A 16,925-nucleotide genomic window follows, 5' to 3' on the forward strand; every position below is an offset into this window, starting at 1 on the left:
TAAAACAAACACTTTGAGATAGAAATGTGTAAGTACACTTAACTGTTCATGCGAACTTCCATAAAATAAAACAGGTAAAAAATTAATTATTTAAGTGTTTGCTTTATTCCTGCCGTCACTAAAAATACATGTTCAGATAACGCAGCCACTTTTTGGTTTAATTCACCTAGCTTGTCAGCATAACGCCTTTGCAAAGGCGTTTCACCAATGAGACCACACCCCACTTCACCGGTAACTATAATGACATCACATTTAGTTGTCGTTAAAAAAGATAATAAAGAGGCTTGTTGTTGTTCCATTATTGTTAAATTCTGCTGTAAAGAATTGTCTAAACATAAATACCATCCTACCCAAGTAGAAAGGCACTCTATCAACACAATATTTTCTGGTGAGTTCAATGATTTCAAAACAGATAACAAATCAACCTGTTGGTAATCTAATTCATAAGTAGAAATAGGTAACTCAAACTGTGCTTGACGACTTTGCTTATGTTTCTCAATACGTTCAATGGTTTCATCACCAAAAGCAACACTAGTGGCAATATAGACAGGTTTTAAAGAATGGGATTTAACACGTTCAATTAACAACGTTTCTGCAGCGGCACTCTTACCGCTTCGTACTCCACCAATAAACAACTGAATCATAACTACCCTTTTTAACATCAACGTAATTTTGAGACTATTTTTTGTCTCATTACTTTTTAACTAAGCAACCTATTTTAACTAAAAAACCTACTTAAACTAAACAATATGCTTTCAATTAAATTACCTAGCTTTCAACTAAGTAGCACAGCATAACAATGACATTAAAAACGACATATAAAAGGATTTATTCTTTATTAATAAGCCCTTTTCCGCGACCTGTTTTTAGTGCCTTAGCAACATTATTACGTAGGAAATTATCAACAACACCGACGGTTCTTTTCCACTTTTCGCCAGGTCGACCAGTAAAAGAGGTGACGTGAAAGTACTCTAATCCATTAGGTGATATTTCAGAGAAATAATAATTTGAAACACAACACCTTGCATTATCAGCAATAACAGGGCTCACTGAGTGCCAAGATTTATTATTCGTTTCCATCACAACGAGTCGATTAAATTGTGCAATGATGGTCTCAGGAACAGTCACTTTCGCATCCCATAACTCAAAGTTACCGCCATTCTCAAGCATCCACTCTGGCGTTACGTAATACAGTAAATTTAATCTACGATAGCGCTTTCTATTTCCATCATGGCTATTATCAATATGCGGATTTAAAAAGTCATTTTTAAACATCATTGAAAGCCCACCAGCATACAAAGTAGGATCACCTTCTAATGCTTTCATACCCACTAACGATGATATTTTCTCAACCACCTCAGGTAATTGAAAGGCTTTAGTAATATCACTCAATATAGCAGAGCTATTCGCTAAAGCAGCAAAGGTACTTTTTTGTTCACGGAAACTTTTACGTTTATGAAAACCATCACCTTCTTTTGGAAAAGCCATATAAATTTCATCAACTAATGCGACAGGTAATAAATTATCAATATAAAAATAATTCGTTGAGGTACCTTGATGCGTCGACCATTGTTTCAAAATAGACTCTGTTTGTTGCTCAAGCTGAGTGATGATCAGTTCTTTTATTGCTTCTAATGTCATACATCGGTATTCCAATAAGGTTTGAATATTAATAAAGCGAGAAATAATGTTAACTAACTTATCACTAACAATGACAATGACAATGACAATAGAAATTTAGATTCAAAAAATAAATCAACACCGTCATTAATAAAAAAGTATATCAGCTACTTTTCCGACACTAATTTCAACAACTTAATTTTCTATTAAGGCTAACATTCTGTTTTTAGCTTCAACCGTTTCATCGTGGCTTGCAATGGAAACAAAAAATGAGTTTGTTGTTGTAAAGTTTGCTTTAATGAGAGGAATACAACTAATTAAAATGTCAGCACTACGCACTCTAACTCGTTCATGAAAAGACTCCTGCAACTCTTCATCTTCAATCGCTTCAACAGCATCCCACATTTGTTGACAAATTTTATCCGTTATCGCTACTGAATCAGGGTTAGAACTTTGATCAAAACCATCCCAAGAACCTGCCGCATACTTATCATCTTCGTCTAATTCTTGCTCCCCTTCCACCGTTAGAATCGAAGCTAACCATAAATCACATGGCTCACCAAGACCTAGCCAGTCTTCACTATAACCAAAGCCACTTATCGTATCATCTGTATTGTTACTAATATAAATAATGTCTTTTTCTATTGCTTCTTTAATTAAAACATCAAAATTTGTTTGTTTAAAAAATAAACTAACGATATCCATTATAAATTACCTTAATATTAACTTAATTATTCACAGGTATAACAACAGATAGTTGAATTATGCTGAGATGAGTTATTAAAATGAAAGCCACGTTAATTGATACTTACTTGATGTTCAATTAATTATTCGCCTCTAATTAAGCAATTGGGTAAATAAGATTGTGTAATTGAAATAAATAAGAGCATATTCAGAATTGAAAAAAGGTAAGAAAGAGTCTGCAATAAAGCATAGATATTATGAAATAGACTAAACACGCGATGTATTATGGCTGTATGAACAAAGTATTTCAGTTGAACTTATGCTGTTACATCTTCACACTATGTATCGTTTTTAAATATAGATAAATTAAGATCTTGCGGTTTACCTAGCCAATATGCCATATCAGTATGATCTTTTAAGTTATTACCCGTTACTGCGTGAACAAATACTGTTAAACCATTTCGCTCATTCTCAAGCCATGGAATAAGCATATTAAAGTCATTTGAAGTAAAAATTATTTGGCAACTCCATTTAGGATGCGGACCTATTTTTCTGCGGTGAACTCGTCCCATAGATAATCCAAATAAGTGAGCTGCTTTTTCACATAGCATGGTGGCGAACGTTACAGTTTCTTGTTCAAAATAAACATGAGCATGGTACTTATCATGATCGTTGACTGGAAATTTATCTACATTCATTAATTTTCCTATTAATACAGTGAATATTATAATCTTAACTAAATCTTACCGCGTAGTTCTAGAAGCCACTATTTTCTATTGTTCATCTACATGAAAACAAGGTCTAATGCTTACACATAATGCCATAAATACAAATGTCGATGTTAAAAATTGAAGCAAAGTAATGCATTCCTTTCACCCCATTGAAGTAGATGTTCAGAGGACTTTCCTACATGTTTTTTAACCGTATGAAACCGAATAAAATAGTAAATAAAAGCGTATAACAAAGCGAAACCAGTCTACTCTCAGCCAAACACAATATAAATTTGATAAATCATTATCTAAAATCATCAATAAAAATAACGTTATAATTAAAAAATGAAATAGTAGATAAAAATCAATCTAAACTTGATTTACAAAGAGTGGCCATCTATGTCCTTTAAACTTTTGGTTCAGGCAATACCGGTGGTGTACTATCCATATAAGTGAGAAAATTTGACCATATTTCATGTGTTCTTTGCTTGGTTAATTTAGTTTTACAATTCAAAGACATAACGCCTCTAATACTGCCTTCTCGCCACATAGTATAAATAGAACTACAATGTGCCTCAATATAGACGCCCCATGCCTGTTGAGCGTTATCAATAGCCGCAATCAACTCTTTATCGTCGCTATTTCTTTCTTTACTTTTAGCTAAGTAAGCTGTCATTTCGAGTTCTGCTTTGCTCAACTCAACGCCTGCACAGTAATTGATATCCAACGTGCTGATCATGTTATTACAATCAATTTCATCGCTCACCACAAAACTTGAGTAGATGGCGAACATCAAGAAAATAAATTTATTCATTTAAACCTCGTATTAATTTACAAGCGACATACTTCGGATAGTATCCCAAGCTTCTTTTGATTTACCTACAATAACAACCATAAAATCCCGCCATACATAGCAAGATTACACACTATCGCAGTGGTGTATCCTTTTTCACCTTTTCGATACCAATTCCCTAAAGAGAAAGATCGATTACATTGCATTTTCAATTGAAAAACAGATATATTTTCATTTTTTTTAACATGCTGTCCAAATAAAAACACCTGCTTAACCAATACCAACATTAATAAATTAACGTTAAGAAGCAGAAATATAATAACTAAAGCAAACTTAAGACTCTCTTCCATACGCGCCCTTATAACAGTTAATTAAATAACTCAAAATAATTGACTAAATCAACAGTATTTTAAAAATTAAACTCGCATAATTTATATGTTTTATTATGCATTTTTATGACTATAAAACATTAATTTTTCTCTTTTAGAGTCGAACTACAACTGAGCGACCACCAGTATCTCAACAAGCTAATTTAGCTATTTTTAAATATTTCTTTGAAATAATCGGTTTAGAATAATGAACTTCTGATAATAGGTTAGTAAAGAAGTGTCGGCCCGAGTTATTAACAAAAATTTGGTACCTAGTATTTGGAAAGAAATCAAATTCAATAGAGTGATTATTTATTACTTGGATATTATCGAGTGTTCCAGACACATATTCGAGACCAAGATCAACCTTATCTATACACTTAAGATCATGACTTATTAGCGTCAAATGCAACTGTTCTTCAAACGCACAATTATCAGTCGAGAATAAAAGAAAAGATCCATCCTCTAATTTATATTGTTTCTCAATGATGGCTCCTGAAATAGTTAAAGAAACTCTTTTTTCCTCAAATTCTAATTGATAGTTTTCTTTAATATTTTCTTTTAAATTAAATTTTTCTATTTCTTGCATAAGAAACTCAAACAACATTGATTTTTATTTGTCATTTTACAAATGTATCATAAGTGCATTTTTTACACCTAATACAAAATGAAATCATCAATAATGATTAGCTTTGATTAATGTAATCTCTAAAAGCGACCTATGGGCTTAACAGTTGGATTTACAGTAATGTTTCGCCTTATTATTGTCTTAAAAACAATAGTGATTCACATTAAGCTGCATATATAACCATATTAAAAGGTGTAATAATGTTTTTAAGTTAAACATTACACCTTGTTGACATTGTAGCGTCTTATATGTGTATGCTTTATTAAGCCATTAACAACAACTTTACATGAATGCTTTATGCAGATGTTTTACATTAATATTTTACCTTAAGAATAGAAGAGTGAATTATGATAATTTTGCACGGTTTTGCCGCTAGTAACTATTACAACCTAGTGAAACATGTACTTCTCTATAAACAATTACCATTTCAAGAAAACCTCCTTTACGCAGGCAGCAAAGAGTTATTAGCCATTAGCCCAGTAGGTAAAGTGCCCGCTATCACGACACCCGAAGGTTTGAATATTTCAGAGTCGAGCGTGATTTGTGACTTTTTAGAAGAGACTTACCCTGATATTCAACTCTACCCTGAAAACAGTGGCGAACGTGCTGTTGTGCGTCAAATAATGAAAATAGCAGAGCTTTACTTTGAATTGCCAAGTAGACGTTTTATACCTTATGCCTTTTCTGGTACTGAAGCGCCTGAGCCGGTTAAAGTAGAAATACGCCAAGTATTAAAGCGTGGTATTACTGCATTAAGTCATTTATCTCAATTTTCACCATGGGTTGCAGGAGAGCAATTTACAATGGCTGATATCTACGTTTATTACGTTAATAGCATCGTCAGTAAGTTTGCATCTAGCCAACTTGAATGGGATGTACTGGCAGAGATTCCAGGAATGACAAAATGGAATGAGTCTATGAGTCAATCACCCATTGCTCAAAAGATTGAGGCAGATCGTTTAACAAATATGCCCGAATTTATTAAAAAAGTAACCGCTCAAATTAGAGCTTCAAAAGCTAAACAGTAATTATTGATGCACTAAAAACGAAAATAAAATGATTTTTTTCGGTGTTTTTCAAGACAGTTGGCACTCATTAGCTCATCCAAAAAAACACAACCAATATCAAAAAATTGGTTAATAACTTACCTATTTGTAGGAGAAATTCGAAATGACAAATACCAATATTCAACTGACTTCAACTATCAGCGAAGACAATAAATTAACACTTGCCTTACAAGACATCGACATGCCACAACCTAATGCTGATGATGTGGTTATTCGCATTGAAGCGGCACCCTTAAATCCATCTGACTTAGGTGTTCTATTTAGCGCTGCCGACCTATCAACAGCAGTTCAATCTGGCACAGAAAAGAGCCCAGTTGTTACCGCAGATGTGCCAGCTCAGTTTATGCCTTCGCTTAAAACACGTGTCGGTAAAGCAACGCCTGTCGGCAATGAAGGGGCTGGAACAGTAGTAGCAGCCGGATCATCGCCTGCGGCACAAGCATTAATGGGTAAAATGGTTGCAGTGATTGGCGGAGGTAGTTATCGCCAATATCATTGCGCCAATATACAAAGCTGTCTTGTATTAAAGGAAGGCACAACAGCTAAGCAAGGTGCATCGTCTTTTGTTAACCCACTTACCGCATTAACAATGGTTGAAACCATGCGAGCAGAAGGCCATAAAGCAATTATTCATGCAGCAGCGGCTTCAAACCTTGGACAAATGTTAAACCGTATTTGTATTGCTGATGGTGTAGATTTAATTAATATTGTGCGTAAACCAGAACAAGAAACATTGTTACGTGATATGGGTGCTAAATACATTGTCAACTCAAGTAGTGAGTCTTTCCTTGATGACTTAACAGCAGCAATTATTGAAACAGGTGCGACGATTGCGTTTGATCCGATTGGGGGTGGGCAGTTAACCAGTGACATTCTTAACTGTATGGAAGTAGCCGCAGCCAAAAACATGAAAGAGCACTCTATTTATGGTTCTGACACATTCAAACAAGTTTACATTTATGGTGCGTTAAATCGTGGTCCCATTACAATAAATCGTAACTTTGGTTTTGCTTGGGGTGTGAATGGATTCTTATTATTCAATGCGCTTGGTAAATTAGGCTCTGAAACCATCGTTGCAATGCGCAAACGTGTGGCTGATGAAATTACGACGACTTTTGCAAGTCACTATACACATGAAGTGTCATTGTCAGAAGCATTGAAATTACAATCAATAGCTGCTTATTCTAAACAAGCAACAGGTGAAAAATACCTAATAACACCGCAAAGTTAATTTATTATAAAAAAACAGCCTATTGAATGGGCTGTTTTTTAACGATTAGTGAGTGTAAATATATACCCGTTTCAACGCTTTCTAAATTTTGCACCTTGAATGGTAACGAGCATAAAAGCAGATGTTGAAATAGCATCAGCTTTTCTATTTTATAGACATCCCTTTTAACTGATACTTATACCAATGGAATTAAATAAGTGAGCAGAGGTTGCGCAGGAAAAATTAACACTAATAAGGCGTGAGTTGTAGGAGATAGTTGTTCTCACTTCAAAACTCACAACGCAGTTAGAGGTGATTTTAACCAGCAAGAATGATCTCCTTATTAATTCTTTTGGTATTATTATTCACACCTTATTATTTGAATCCAAGTTGGGTTTTCTACCAGTGCTTTTCTATTAATACTTTTATTGATAAGAGCTCGATAAAAACTAACACTCTAAATAACGGGTGCCATCATCATATAAGTTGTCATGCATTAGTTTAACCCTTTATGACACAAAAAAACTAACCCAAATACTCCCATATTTGATCGACAATACCTTACTAATTTATCAAGCTTCCAGCCCTTAACCTCAGATAGTTAATTCCTATCTTTAATCATACCGATTATTTAATCAAACCGATTATGTAATCAAACAACCATGAGTTTATAGCCGATTAAACAATCTGCTATTTATCAGTATTACAAAAAAGCGCAGGTCATTAATTTTAAGTACTTTTAAAAAGCTGTTACATAAAAAGTAAAGTGTTCGATCTCAACGCAAATATTTGTGATTACTGCACCATGTTAATGCAATTTAATTTGTAAATGAGGTTGTTATATAGCCTAAACAGAACTAAATTAGCGGCGTTGGTAGTGGGATTATAAATATTTATTATTGGTCTAATTATTGCTATTTAATCTTTAATTATTAAGTATTTATTGTTTGTTGAAAAAGCACTGAAGATGGATATTAAGTTTCCAGATACTTTCAAACATTCGAAGCGAATTAATTTACTTTTATTTTTTATTACTGAACAAATAATTAGGCTTGCTATGTCTACAAAATCAGCTCAACACTCATTGTTTGAAGATGCTCAAGGTATACTGATAGGTACTCTTCTTGCAGCCCTTGGTATTACGTTTTTCAAATCAACGGGGTTGCTTATTGGCGGTACCGCAGGTTTAGCCTTCTTAGGGCAATATGCGTCTTCATATTCATTTAGTGATGTGTTTTTTGTTATCAACTTACCCTTTTATTATTTGTCATATCGACAACTTGGTTTAGCTTTTACATTAAAAACCTTTATTTCTGTATTTCTCTTGTCTATTTTTGTTGAGTACGCTCCTTCTTTCATGCAATTTGAATTTTTGGATCCTATATATGCAGCGTTCATTGGTGGGTTATTAGTTGGATCTGGTTTACTTGGGTTATTTAGACACCAAGCTAGCTTAGGAGGATTAACTATTCTCGCCCAATACTTAGCTAAACAATATGGAATATCCATTGGTAAATTTCAAATGGCGGTGGATTGTGTCGTTCTTATTCTTGCCATATTCATTGTAGATTGGGATGCTATCGCGTTATCAATCGTCGGTGCTATTTCTTATAACTTAATATTGGTTATAAACCATAAACCGGGCCGTTATAGTGCAAGATAACTGTATTAATGGTGAGTAATAAACACATAAATATAGTTTGTGTAGATATATACCCGTTACCATTCAAGGTGCAAAATTCAGAAAACGGTGAAGTGAACAAATTGTAAGCAAAAAGAAGAAGATCTAACGCGTTAAATCGACACTTTCTAACAACGTTTTCTAACAACGAAGGTGTTGATTTCACCGCTTGCCCTCTGGATCGTTAGTTTAAAAACCAACTCTGCGTTGCAACCTTCAATAAGGACTCGACATTGTCATCATGTTACGCCTTAACTTGGAGTCCAAGCTAACGACTGAACAAAGCACCTTTAAACGGTAACGGGAGCATTAACTTAACTAATAAAGCAGAAGTGAAATGTCTCTATCAATGAACTATTAAACCAGTCATTGATGATGGATAAACAAAGAACAGTCTTCATAGAGACACATCCACTATTAAGTTTTACTCAGAAACGTTAAGTACAATTTTACCCACATGCGCCTTTTTCAAAAACGTATCTTGCGCTTTATTTATCTCTTCCAATGGAAAAGTAGCCGCGACGATTGGCTTAATTTTATCTTGTTCAATCCAGTTTATTAAACTTTTAAAAACTTCAGGTTCAAGCACTGTACATCCAAAAAAACTTAAATCTTTTAGGTAAAGTGTCCTAACATCCAGTTCCACCAAAGCGCCACCAATCGCGCCAGATACAGCATATCGTCCTTTAGGCTTTAATACCTCTAACAATTGTGGCCACTGCTTTCCAGCAACAAGATCAATGACTACATCAACACTATTTTCGCCCAATACTTCAGATAAATTAGCGTCTCTGGTAATGACCTGATCGACTCCTAAATCTAACAATTGTTGATTTTTACTTGGGCTAGTGACAGCAATAACGTAAGCCCCGCGCGCTTTTACAAGTTGAATGGCAGCAGAGCCAATGAAGTGACTGTTGAGGACTTCATGAAGGCAGTGACCGAACATGGTTCATTTATCGATATGACCGATGAAGGTTGGAATGAGATATTTGAAAAAGCCAAGCAACATGCTGAATACGATAACGTACATCCACACAATATTGAATCAGGCCAAACCTATAGCAACGGGAAAATAGGAAAAGAATGGGAGATTAGAGAAGTATTAACGATAAGTAATAAAAAGACCGTAAAATACTTTGTACTCGCAGGTGAAAACATAAATCTCTTAGAATCTTGTTCGGTAAAAGAGTTTATTGCTTGGTCTAAGTTTAAAGTGAACAAAAATAATATTGGCATATGGGAGAGACTCACTTAAAGCGATGGCATAATCTTATACCGATTACATTAAATAAGTGATCTAAATTTTGCGCAGGAAAAACAACTTAGTTCAAGGCGAAAATTGAGCTAAATGGTTGTTCCCTTTACGAAATTTACAACGAAGAAATAAGTTATTTTAACAAGTAAAATAGATAACTTAATTAGTGTGATTGGTATTACAATCTAGTTTTAGAACTTAGTACGGTAAAGTATTTTTAAGGCATATAATGAAAGCTAGATTTATGTCATTGATAATACTAATTACATTAAATAAGTGATTTAAATTTTTTGCAGATTAAATGGGGTAGTTTAAGGCCTAAGTTGAGGTTTTTATAAGATCATCTTCGTTAATCGTCTGTCGGGGGAATTAACCAAAAGATATTAATGCTTTAATGGTTACTCCCTTTACAAAACTTACAACGAGAAAATAAATTATTTAACAAGTAAAATAGATCAGTTAATTAGTATGATTGGTAACGATACTTCAGAAAGTAAAAAGGCTCACCACTTTTCAGTAATGAGCCTTTTCAAATGTGGCGGAGGAGGAGAGATTTGAACTCTCGGAGAGCTATTAACCCTCGCTGGTTTTCAAGACCAGTGCATTCAGCCGCTCTGCCACCCCTCCGCAGAACGAGACGAATAATACAGACTTTAAGCCTTGTTTGTAAAGTTTATTTTGACGAAATAAATTTGTTTGCCGAATAATTAAACATAAAGTTTAAATAAACGACATTAAGACTATATTTTATTCAGCTATTACATAATATACTTCAATCGATTCACTTTACTTTACTTTACTAATTTAAATTGTTTATTTCAGCTAGTTGCCTAATAACCTTTACTTAAGCCACCTTCCACCTGCTTATGATTTAAATCGACTTACTTAAATAGATTAGTATGTGCATCTGGATGTTGCTCTGCATGACACTCAAATAAGTATTCAGTTAAAGAAGAGAGCATTTCGTCGTCGCCTTCTTTGCCTAAAGAATAAGCCACTGTGTATTTATCGATGCGGCGTATTTGAGAGCCTGAGATAGGTAATCGTGCCCGGTCAGGTAATTGCAGATAAATATTACTTAATATTTCCGGTAATGATTCATGTTCAGGATCATCAATTAATAAAGAAATCCCAGATGCGGAAAGATCTTTAACGCGGTAAGGTAAAACGTCTCCTTCTTCATTAACGATCCTCATGGTTTTATCTGCAGATAATCGCCATGAGCGAAGCTTATCGCCAGTTTCATAAATTTTAGGTGATTTAAGCGTCATACTAAAATTAGTGAAGTCGCCCATTTTCATTTGCACTGGAAAAATCAGATGGTGGCTTCCGTAATTCGCAACTAATTGCAAATCGTCTGCTAACCCTAGTTGAAAGAGTAATGCGTCTTTTCCTGACTTCGATGAAATATCATAATTGAGCTCTTTATTTTCACTAATTTCTGTATCCAATAACATTTCAGACAGTAGCTCAAATTCCTGATCATTGATTAATAATTCTTTATCTGATTTAGCCATTGGTCTCCGCCTTATGATTTTAGAAAGTCCTGATCCTTTTATGTTACGACAATTTCACATATTTATGTCTAAATAATTACTTTTTAATCTATTTCCTTTCGCAATAGTCCAACTTTTTTAAAAAATGAAGCTTCATTTCTCATAAATATTGTTGCAAAGCAACTGCTCCTGTATCCTACAGCCCTTATTAATTTTTTTTCATTGCAGGCAGACTTAATATGCAAGAGTTATACAACCCTAAAGAGATTGAAGCTAAATTCCAAAAACATTGGGATGACAATCAATCATTTAAAGCGACTGAAGACCCATCTAAAGAAAAATATTACTGCCTCTCAATGTTCCCTTACCCAAGTGGCAAATTACACATGGGACATGTGCGTAATTATACTATCGGCGATGTTGTGTCTCGTTTCCAACGTATGCAGGGTAAAAATGTTATGCAACCTATGGGTTGGGATGCGTTTGGCTTACCAGCTGAAAATGCAGCGATTAAGAACAATACTGCTCCAGCAGGTTGGACTTATGAAAACATTGCTTACATGAAAACACAACTTAAGCAGTTAGGTTTTGGTTATGACTGGAGCCGCGAATTAGCGACTTGCCAACCTGAATACTACCGTTGGGAACAATGGTTTTTCACTAAGCTATTAGAAAAAGATTTAGTTTATAAAAAAATGGCAACGGTAAACTGGGATCCAGTGGATCAAACAGTGTTAGCCAATGAGCAAGTTATCGATGGTCGCGGCTGGCGTTCTGGTGCAATCGTTGAGCAAAAAGAGATACCACAGTGGTTTATTAAAATTACAGCTTATGCACAAGAGCTATTAGATGATTTAGACCAGTTAGACGAATGGCCTGAACAAGTTCGTACCATGCAACGTAACTGGATTGGCCGCTCAGAAGGTATTGAGATGGACTTTAAAGTGGCAAACAGCGATGAAACATTCTCTGTTTACACGACTCGCCCAGATACGGTAATGGGCGTGACTTATGTTGCTGTTGCAGCACAACATCCTTTAGCGTTAGAAGCTGCAAAGTCTAACCCAACATTAGCGGCATTCTGTGAAAGCTGTAAAAACGTTAAATTAGCAGAAGCTGAATTAGCGACGATGGCTAAAGTGGGTGTTGATACAGGTCTTAAAGCTATCCACCCTATTACTGGTTTAGAAGTACCAATTTGGACGGCTAACTTTGTATTGATGGGATATGGTTCTGGCGCAGTGATGTCTGTACCTGCACATGACCAACGTGATTATGAATTCGCTAAAGAATACGGTTTAGATATTAAAGCAGTGATTAAACCTGCTGATGCTGACGTTGATGTTTCAACTGAAGCGTTTACTGATAAAGGCGTTTGTTTTAACTCTGGCGACTTCACTGCTTTAGAAGGTTTAGACTTTGATGCCGCATTCGACGCAGTAGAAGCGCGATTAACAAGTGAAAATAAAGGTAAACGTCAGGTTAACTTCCGTCTTCGTGACTGGGGTGTTTCACGTCAACGTTACTGGGGCGCACCAATCCCAACATTAACGCTTGAAGATGGAACGGTTGTGCCTGTGCCTGAAGATCAGTTACCGGTTATCTTACCTGAAGATGTCACCATGAACGGCATTGTTTCACCTATCAAAGCTGACCTTGAGTGGGCTAAAACAACGTATAACGGTCAACCTGCTACACACGAAACAGATACGTTTGATACGTTCATGGAATCAAGCTGGTATTACGCACGTTATTGTTCACCACAAAGTGACGATAAAATGTTAGATCCTGCTAAAGCTAACTATTGGTTACCGGTTGATCAATACATTGGTGGTATTGAGCACGCTATTTTACATCTTTTATATTCTCGCTTCTTCCATAAATTATTACGTGATTTTGGATTAGTAAACAGCGATGAGCCTTATAAGAAGTTATTAACGCAAGGTATGGTATTAGCAGACGCTTATTACTATGAAGATGCAAAAGGCGGTAAAGTTTGGGTATCTCCAACTGAAGCAATTACAGAAACAGATGCTAAAGGTAAAGTTATTTCAGCTAAAACAGCTGACGGACAAGTATTGGTTTATGACGGTATGAGCAAAATGTCTAAATCAAAAAATAACGGTATCGACCCACAAGTGATGATTGATAAATACGGCGCAGATAGCGTGCGTTTATTTATGATGTTTGCTGCACCTGCTGAGCAAACGTTAGAGTGGTCTGACTCTGCGTTAGAAGGTTCATTACGTTTCCTTAAGCGTTTATGGAAATTGGCATTTGATCATGTTTCATTAGGTGAAGTTGCCCCATTAGACATTAAAGCATTTAATAATGACCAAAAAACATTACGCCGTGAACTACACAAAACAATTGCGAAAGTAAGTGATGATGTTGGTCGTCGTCAAACCTTTAATACTGCGATTGCTGCGGTAATGGAATTAATGAACAAACTGACTAAAGCGCCAACTGAAGCAGCGCAAGATCGTGCTATTTTACAGGAAGCTTTATTAGCAGTGACTAAATTGTTATCTCCAATCACACCGCATATTTGTGCAGAGCTATTCACTTTATTAGGTTCTGAAGATGATATTTTGTCTGCACCTTGGCCGACGGTTGATGAGTCAGCATTAGTTGAAGATTCAAAACTGATTATCGTGCAAGTTAATGGCAAGTTACGTGCAAAATTAACGGTTGCAGCTGATGCTACGCAAGAACAAGTAGAAGCACTTGCAAATGAAGATGATAATGTGAGTAAATTCACAGCTGACAAAACGGTTCGTAAAGTAATTTATGTACCGGGTAAATTATTGAATATCGTGGCTAATTAATTTATTAGTTAACGTGTTCAATTTACTTAGATTAGAACGACTTTGATTATTTAATAAACCTCTTATTCTTTAGGATAAGAGGTTTATTGTTAATCACACTTACTAATAAGATAAGATAAAATAAGTGACACTTAATTTTTTCTATTTATATTTATAAGCTAAAGCTCGCCCTATATAAGATACTCTTGCGTTAAACGACAAAAGAGAAAGCGAGTAATATTAAATAGATAATTGGAATTAACCATTTATACGATCATCATCAATTTTTAATAGCTAAATAACTAATATAACTAAATAACTAAATAACTAAATAACTAAATAACTGACTTAGTCTTATTCATTCTCTTAAACATTACAAAAGGCTTTTTATGCATTCAATTCACCCTCGAGCTTTTTATCGCCTGACTCTTTATCGTCGTACCATGTTATTAATGACGTTAGCGATGACATTATTGCTAAGTGGTTGTGGTTTTCACCTTAAACATAATAATGGTTTAGTGGAAAAATTCCCTGAAATATACTTACAAACTAATAATCCTAAAGGTGATTTAACTCGTCTTGTTAAACTGCGTTTACGTGGTGCAAATATTAAGATATTAACAGAGCCTAACCCTGATGCTGCAGTGTTAAGACTCAAATCAGAAAGTCAAAGTGAACGTACTATTTCGTTATATGCAACTGCACAAAATGCAGAAAAAGAGATTGGTTATGTCATGAAGTACTCTTTAAAAATGCCTAATTTCACGGCTAAAGATTTTGACGTTAATTTATATCGAGATTTTCTTTACGATTCTTCGCAAGCATTAGCAAAATCTCGTGAACAAGAGTTATTAATCAAAGAGTTAAGAGTAGTTGCAGCCGATCATATTATAGCCACTATGCTGAGCATAGAAAACCAAGTGACCGAGTAACCTTTTTATGCGAATTTATCCTGAACAGCTAGCACAACAGATCCAACAAAAACTGCCTAGCTGCTGCTTGATATTTGGTGATGAAGCACTATTAAGCATTGAAGCCTTTGAACAAATTCAAGTTAAGGCTAAAGCATTAGGCTTTTTAGAACGTTTTAGTTATAGCTTGGATGGTAGCTTTGATAAAGACCAAATATTTAGTCAATTCAATACCCTATCATTGTTTTCTGAAAGACAAATTATTGAATTAACGCTCAGTAAAACCACCAAAGAAAATACTGATTTCATCAGAGAAATTACACCGCTTTTAAATCCTGATATTCTATTGGTCATCAAAGGGCCAAAACTGAATGCTCAACAATTAAAAAGTGTCTGGTTTAATAAACTAGAGCAACAAGGTTTGTTTGTTGCCACTAATGTATTAATGCCACAACGTTTCCCTCAATGGTTATTTCAACGCCTGCGTGTTGCCGGTTTAACGGCTGATAATGAAGTGATCGACTTTTTAACACTGCATTTTGAAGGTAACTTATTAGCGGCGAAACAAGAAATTGAAAAATTATCTATCCTTTTCCCTAAACAACATTTACATTTAACCCAAGTAGAACAAAGTATTACGACGCATAATCATTTTAGCTTGTTCCAATGGGTAGATAGTTTGTTAGCAGGAGAAAAGGCACGTAATGCGCGTATCATTAAACAATTACAGGCTGAAGGCACGGAATTGTTATTACTGAGCGCAACATTAGCCAGTGAAATTCAAAAGCTGCTTTCATATTCGTATCAAATGAAAACACAATCGTTGCCATCGCTATTTGCACAACAAAAACCTAAATTATGGCCAGCGAAACAAGCTTTATTAACCAAAGCATTAAACCGTTTAAGTACTTTGCAATTAGAGAAAATGATCATTGAGTGCGCTCAATTAGAAGTCTCGGTTAAGGTTGAAAATAAAACAGATACTTGGTTACAACTGAATGCGATTTGTTATCAATTTTTAAAATAAAAGGATGTAGATGAAAATTAATGACTGTGCTGCAATCGGTTTTTTAGGTGGGACATTTGATCCCATTCATTTTGGCCACTTACGACCTGCATTAGAGATTCAACAAGCACTAAATTTACAGTCATTATATTTATTGCCAAATTATATCGCACCACATAAAGAAAAAACCTTAGCTAATACGCAGCAGCGTATTGAAATGGTTAAGCTCGCCATTCAAGATACACCGGAATTACAACTCAATACCCAAGAGCTATTACGCTCGACCCCGAGTTATACCATTGATACCTTAAAGCTATTACGTAAGCAATATCCTGACACACCACTCTGCTTTATTATGGGCATGGACTCTCTGATTAATTTCGATAGCTGGTATCAATATCAAGACATATTAGACTATTGTCATCTCGTGGTTAGCCACAGACCCGGCTGGGATCCAACATTCAATGATGTAGTGAGTAAACTCTTATCGGACCATCAAATACAAGACCCAGCCTTATTACATCGTTCTTTAGCGGGATGTGTTTATTTTCAAAGCACTAGCCAATTAGCGATTTCTTCTTCTCAAATTCGTCATCTATTATCAAAAAAACAAAGTATTAATTTTTTAACCCCGCAATCTGTTTGCACTTACATAAAGGAACAACACTGTTACACCTAGCTTAAAA

16 protein-coding genes, 1 tRNA gene and 1 pseudogene are annotated in these 16,925 nt (G+C 35.1%); 8 read left to right on the forward strand and 10 right to left on the reverse strand.

Annotated elements, in window-relative coordinates; genetic code table 11:
• Nucleotides 1-86 precede the first annotated feature (86 nt).
• The 7 genes from V6255_RS09875 to V6255_RS09905 form a co-directional block, all read right to left on the reverse strand.
• Nucleotides 87-644, reverse strand: coding sequence for a bifunctional adenosylcobinamide kinase/adenosylcobinamide-phosphate guanylyltransferase (locus tag V6255_RS09875; RefSeq protein WP_341627997.1), 558 nt, complete (start codon nucleotides 642-644; stop codon nucleotides 87-89).
• A 184-nt stretch (nucleotides 645-828) separates the two neighbouring features.
• Nucleotides 829-1,641 (reverse strand): 2OG-Fe(II) oxygenase, encoded by an 813-nt coding sequence (locus V6255_RS09880; RefSeq protein WP_341627998.1) that lies wholly within the window; start codon nucleotides 1,639-1,641, stop codon nucleotides 829-831.
• Nucleotides 1,642-1,815: 174 nt separating this feature from the next.
• Complete coding sequence (locus V6255_RS09885; protein WP_341627999.1) at nucleotides 1,816-2,325, reverse strand: hypothetical protein; 510 nt, start codon at nucleotides 2,323-2,325, stop codon at nucleotides 1,816-1,818.
• A gap of 317 nt (nucleotides 2,326-2,642) precedes the next feature.
• Entirely contained in the window at nucleotides 2,643-3,002 is a 360-nt protein-coding gene (locus V6255_RS09890) for a DOPA 4,5-dioxygenase family protein (RefSeq protein ID WP_341628000.1), read from the reverse strand.
• Nucleotides 3,003-3,420: 418 nt separating this feature from the next.
• The gene (locus tag V6255_RS09895; RefSeq protein ID WP_341628001.1) at nucleotides 3,421-3,828 is read right to left on the reverse strand and encodes a lysozyme inhibitor LprI family protein; all 408 of its coding nucleotides are present in this window, start codon (nucleotides 3,826-3,828) and stop codon (nucleotides 3,421-3,423) included.
• A gap of 65 nt (nucleotides 3,829-3,893) precedes the next feature.
• Nucleotides 3,894-4,157 (reverse strand): hypothetical protein, encoded by a 264-nt coding sequence (locus tag V6255_RS09900; protein ID WP_341628002.1) that lies wholly within the window; start codon nucleotides 4,155-4,157, stop codon nucleotides 3,894-3,896.
• A gap of 169 nt (nucleotides 4,158-4,326) precedes the next feature.
• Nucleotides 4,327-4,764, reverse strand: coding sequence for a hypothetical protein (locus tag V6255_RS09905; RefSeq protein WP_341628003.1), 438 nt, complete (start codon nucleotides 4,762-4,764; stop codon nucleotides 4,327-4,329).
• Nucleotides 4,765-5,150: 386 nt separating this feature from the next.
• Between V6255_RS09905 and V6255_RS09910 the strand changes: the two genes are divergently transcribed.
• The 3 genes from V6255_RS09910 to V6255_RS09920 all read left to right on the forward strand — a co-directional run bounded on the left by V6255_RS09910 (nucleotide 5,151) and on the right by V6255_RS09920 (nucleotide 8,743).
• Nucleotides 5,151-5,831 carry a glutathione S-transferase family protein gene (locus V6255_RS09910; protein WP_341628004.1) on the forward strand — a complete coding sequence of 227 codons (681 nt, stop codon included), beginning with the start codon at nucleotides 5,151-5,153 and terminating at the stop codon, nucleotides 5,829-5,831.
• 142 nt (nucleotides 5,832-5,973) lie between these two features.
• Nucleotides 5,974-7,101: a zinc-binding dehydrogenase gene (locus V6255_RS09915; RefSeq protein WP_341628005.1), complete on the forward strand. Its 1,128-nt coding sequence runs from the start codon at nucleotides 5,974-5,976 to the stop codon at nucleotides 7,099-7,101.
• Nucleotides 7,102-8,137: 1,036 nt separating this feature from the next.
• Nucleotides 8,138-8,743 carry a YitT family protein gene (locus V6255_RS09920; protein ID WP_341628006.1) on the forward strand — a complete coding sequence of 202 codons (606 nt, stop codon included), beginning with the start codon at nucleotides 8,138-8,140 and terminating at the stop codon, nucleotides 8,741-8,743.
• 442 nt (nucleotides 8,744-9,185) lie between these two features.
• On the opposite strand, the pseudogene V6255_RS09925 reads toward V6255_RS09920, so the two are convergent.
• A pseudogene (locus tag V6255_RS09925) lies at nucleotides 9,186-9,668 on the reverse strand (zinc-binding dehydrogenase); the annotation flags it as partial.
• A 21-nt stretch (nucleotides 9,669-9,689) separates the two neighbouring features.
• Between V6255_RS09925 and V6255_RS09930 the strand changes: the two are divergent.
• Nucleotides 9,690-10,019, forward strand: coding sequence for a hypothetical protein (locus V6255_RS09930; protein ID WP_341628007.1), 330 nt, complete (start codon nucleotides 9,690-9,692; stop codon nucleotides 10,017-10,019).
• Between the two features lie 536 nt (nucleotides 10,020-10,555).
• Here V6255_RS09930 and V6255_RS09935 read toward each other — a convergent pair.
• Both V6255_RS09935 and V6255_RS09940 read right to left on the reverse strand, forming a co-directional pair.
• Nucleotides 10,556-10,646 (reverse strand) — tRNA-Ser (locus V6255_RS09935).
• Nucleotides 10,647-10,900: 254 nt separating this feature from the next.
• On the reverse strand, nucleotides 10,901-11,536 hold the full coding sequence (locus tag V6255_RS09940) for a PilZ domain-containing protein (RefSeq protein ID WP_341628008.1): 636 nt from the start codon (nucleotides 11,534-11,536) through the stop codon (nucleotides 10,901-10,903).
• Between the two features lie 218 nt (nucleotides 11,537-11,754).
• Between V6255_RS09940 and leuS the strand changes: the two genes are divergently transcribed.
• The 4 genes from leuS (at nucleotide 11,755) to nadD (ending at nucleotide 16,918) form a co-directional block, all read left to right on the forward strand.
• On the forward strand, nucleotides 11,755-14,343 hold the full coding sequence (leuS, locus tag V6255_RS09945) for a leucine--tRNA ligase (protein ID WP_341628009.1): 2,589 nt from the start codon (nucleotides 11,755-11,757) through the stop codon (nucleotides 14,341-14,343).
• Nucleotides 14,344-14,711: 368 nt separating this feature from the next.
• A complete protein-coding gene (gene lptE / locus V6255_RS09950; protein ID WP_341628010.1) occupies nucleotides 14,712-15,254 on the forward strand; it encodes an LPS assembly lipoprotein LptE in 543 nt (180 codons plus the stop codon).
• 7 nt (nucleotides 15,255-15,261) lie between these two features.
• Nucleotides 15,262-16,260 (forward strand): DNA polymerase III subunit delta, encoded by a 999-nt coding sequence (holA, locus tag V6255_RS09955; protein WP_341628011.1) that lies wholly within the window; start codon nucleotides 15,262-15,264, stop codon nucleotides 16,258-16,260.
• A gap of 10 nt (nucleotides 16,261-16,270) precedes the next feature.
• A complete protein-coding gene (gene nadD / locus V6255_RS09960; protein ID WP_341628012.1) occupies nucleotides 16,271-16,918 on the forward strand; it encodes a nicotinate-nucleotide adenylyltransferase in 648 nt (215 codons plus the stop codon).
• The last annotated feature ends 7 nt before the right edge of the window (nucleotides 16,919-16,925 follow it).

This window comes from Psychromonas arctica (assembly GCF_038155225.1).
Lineage (GTDB): Bacteria > Pseudomonadota > Gammaproteobacteria > Enterobacterales > Psychromonadaceae > Psychromonas > Psychromonas arctica_B.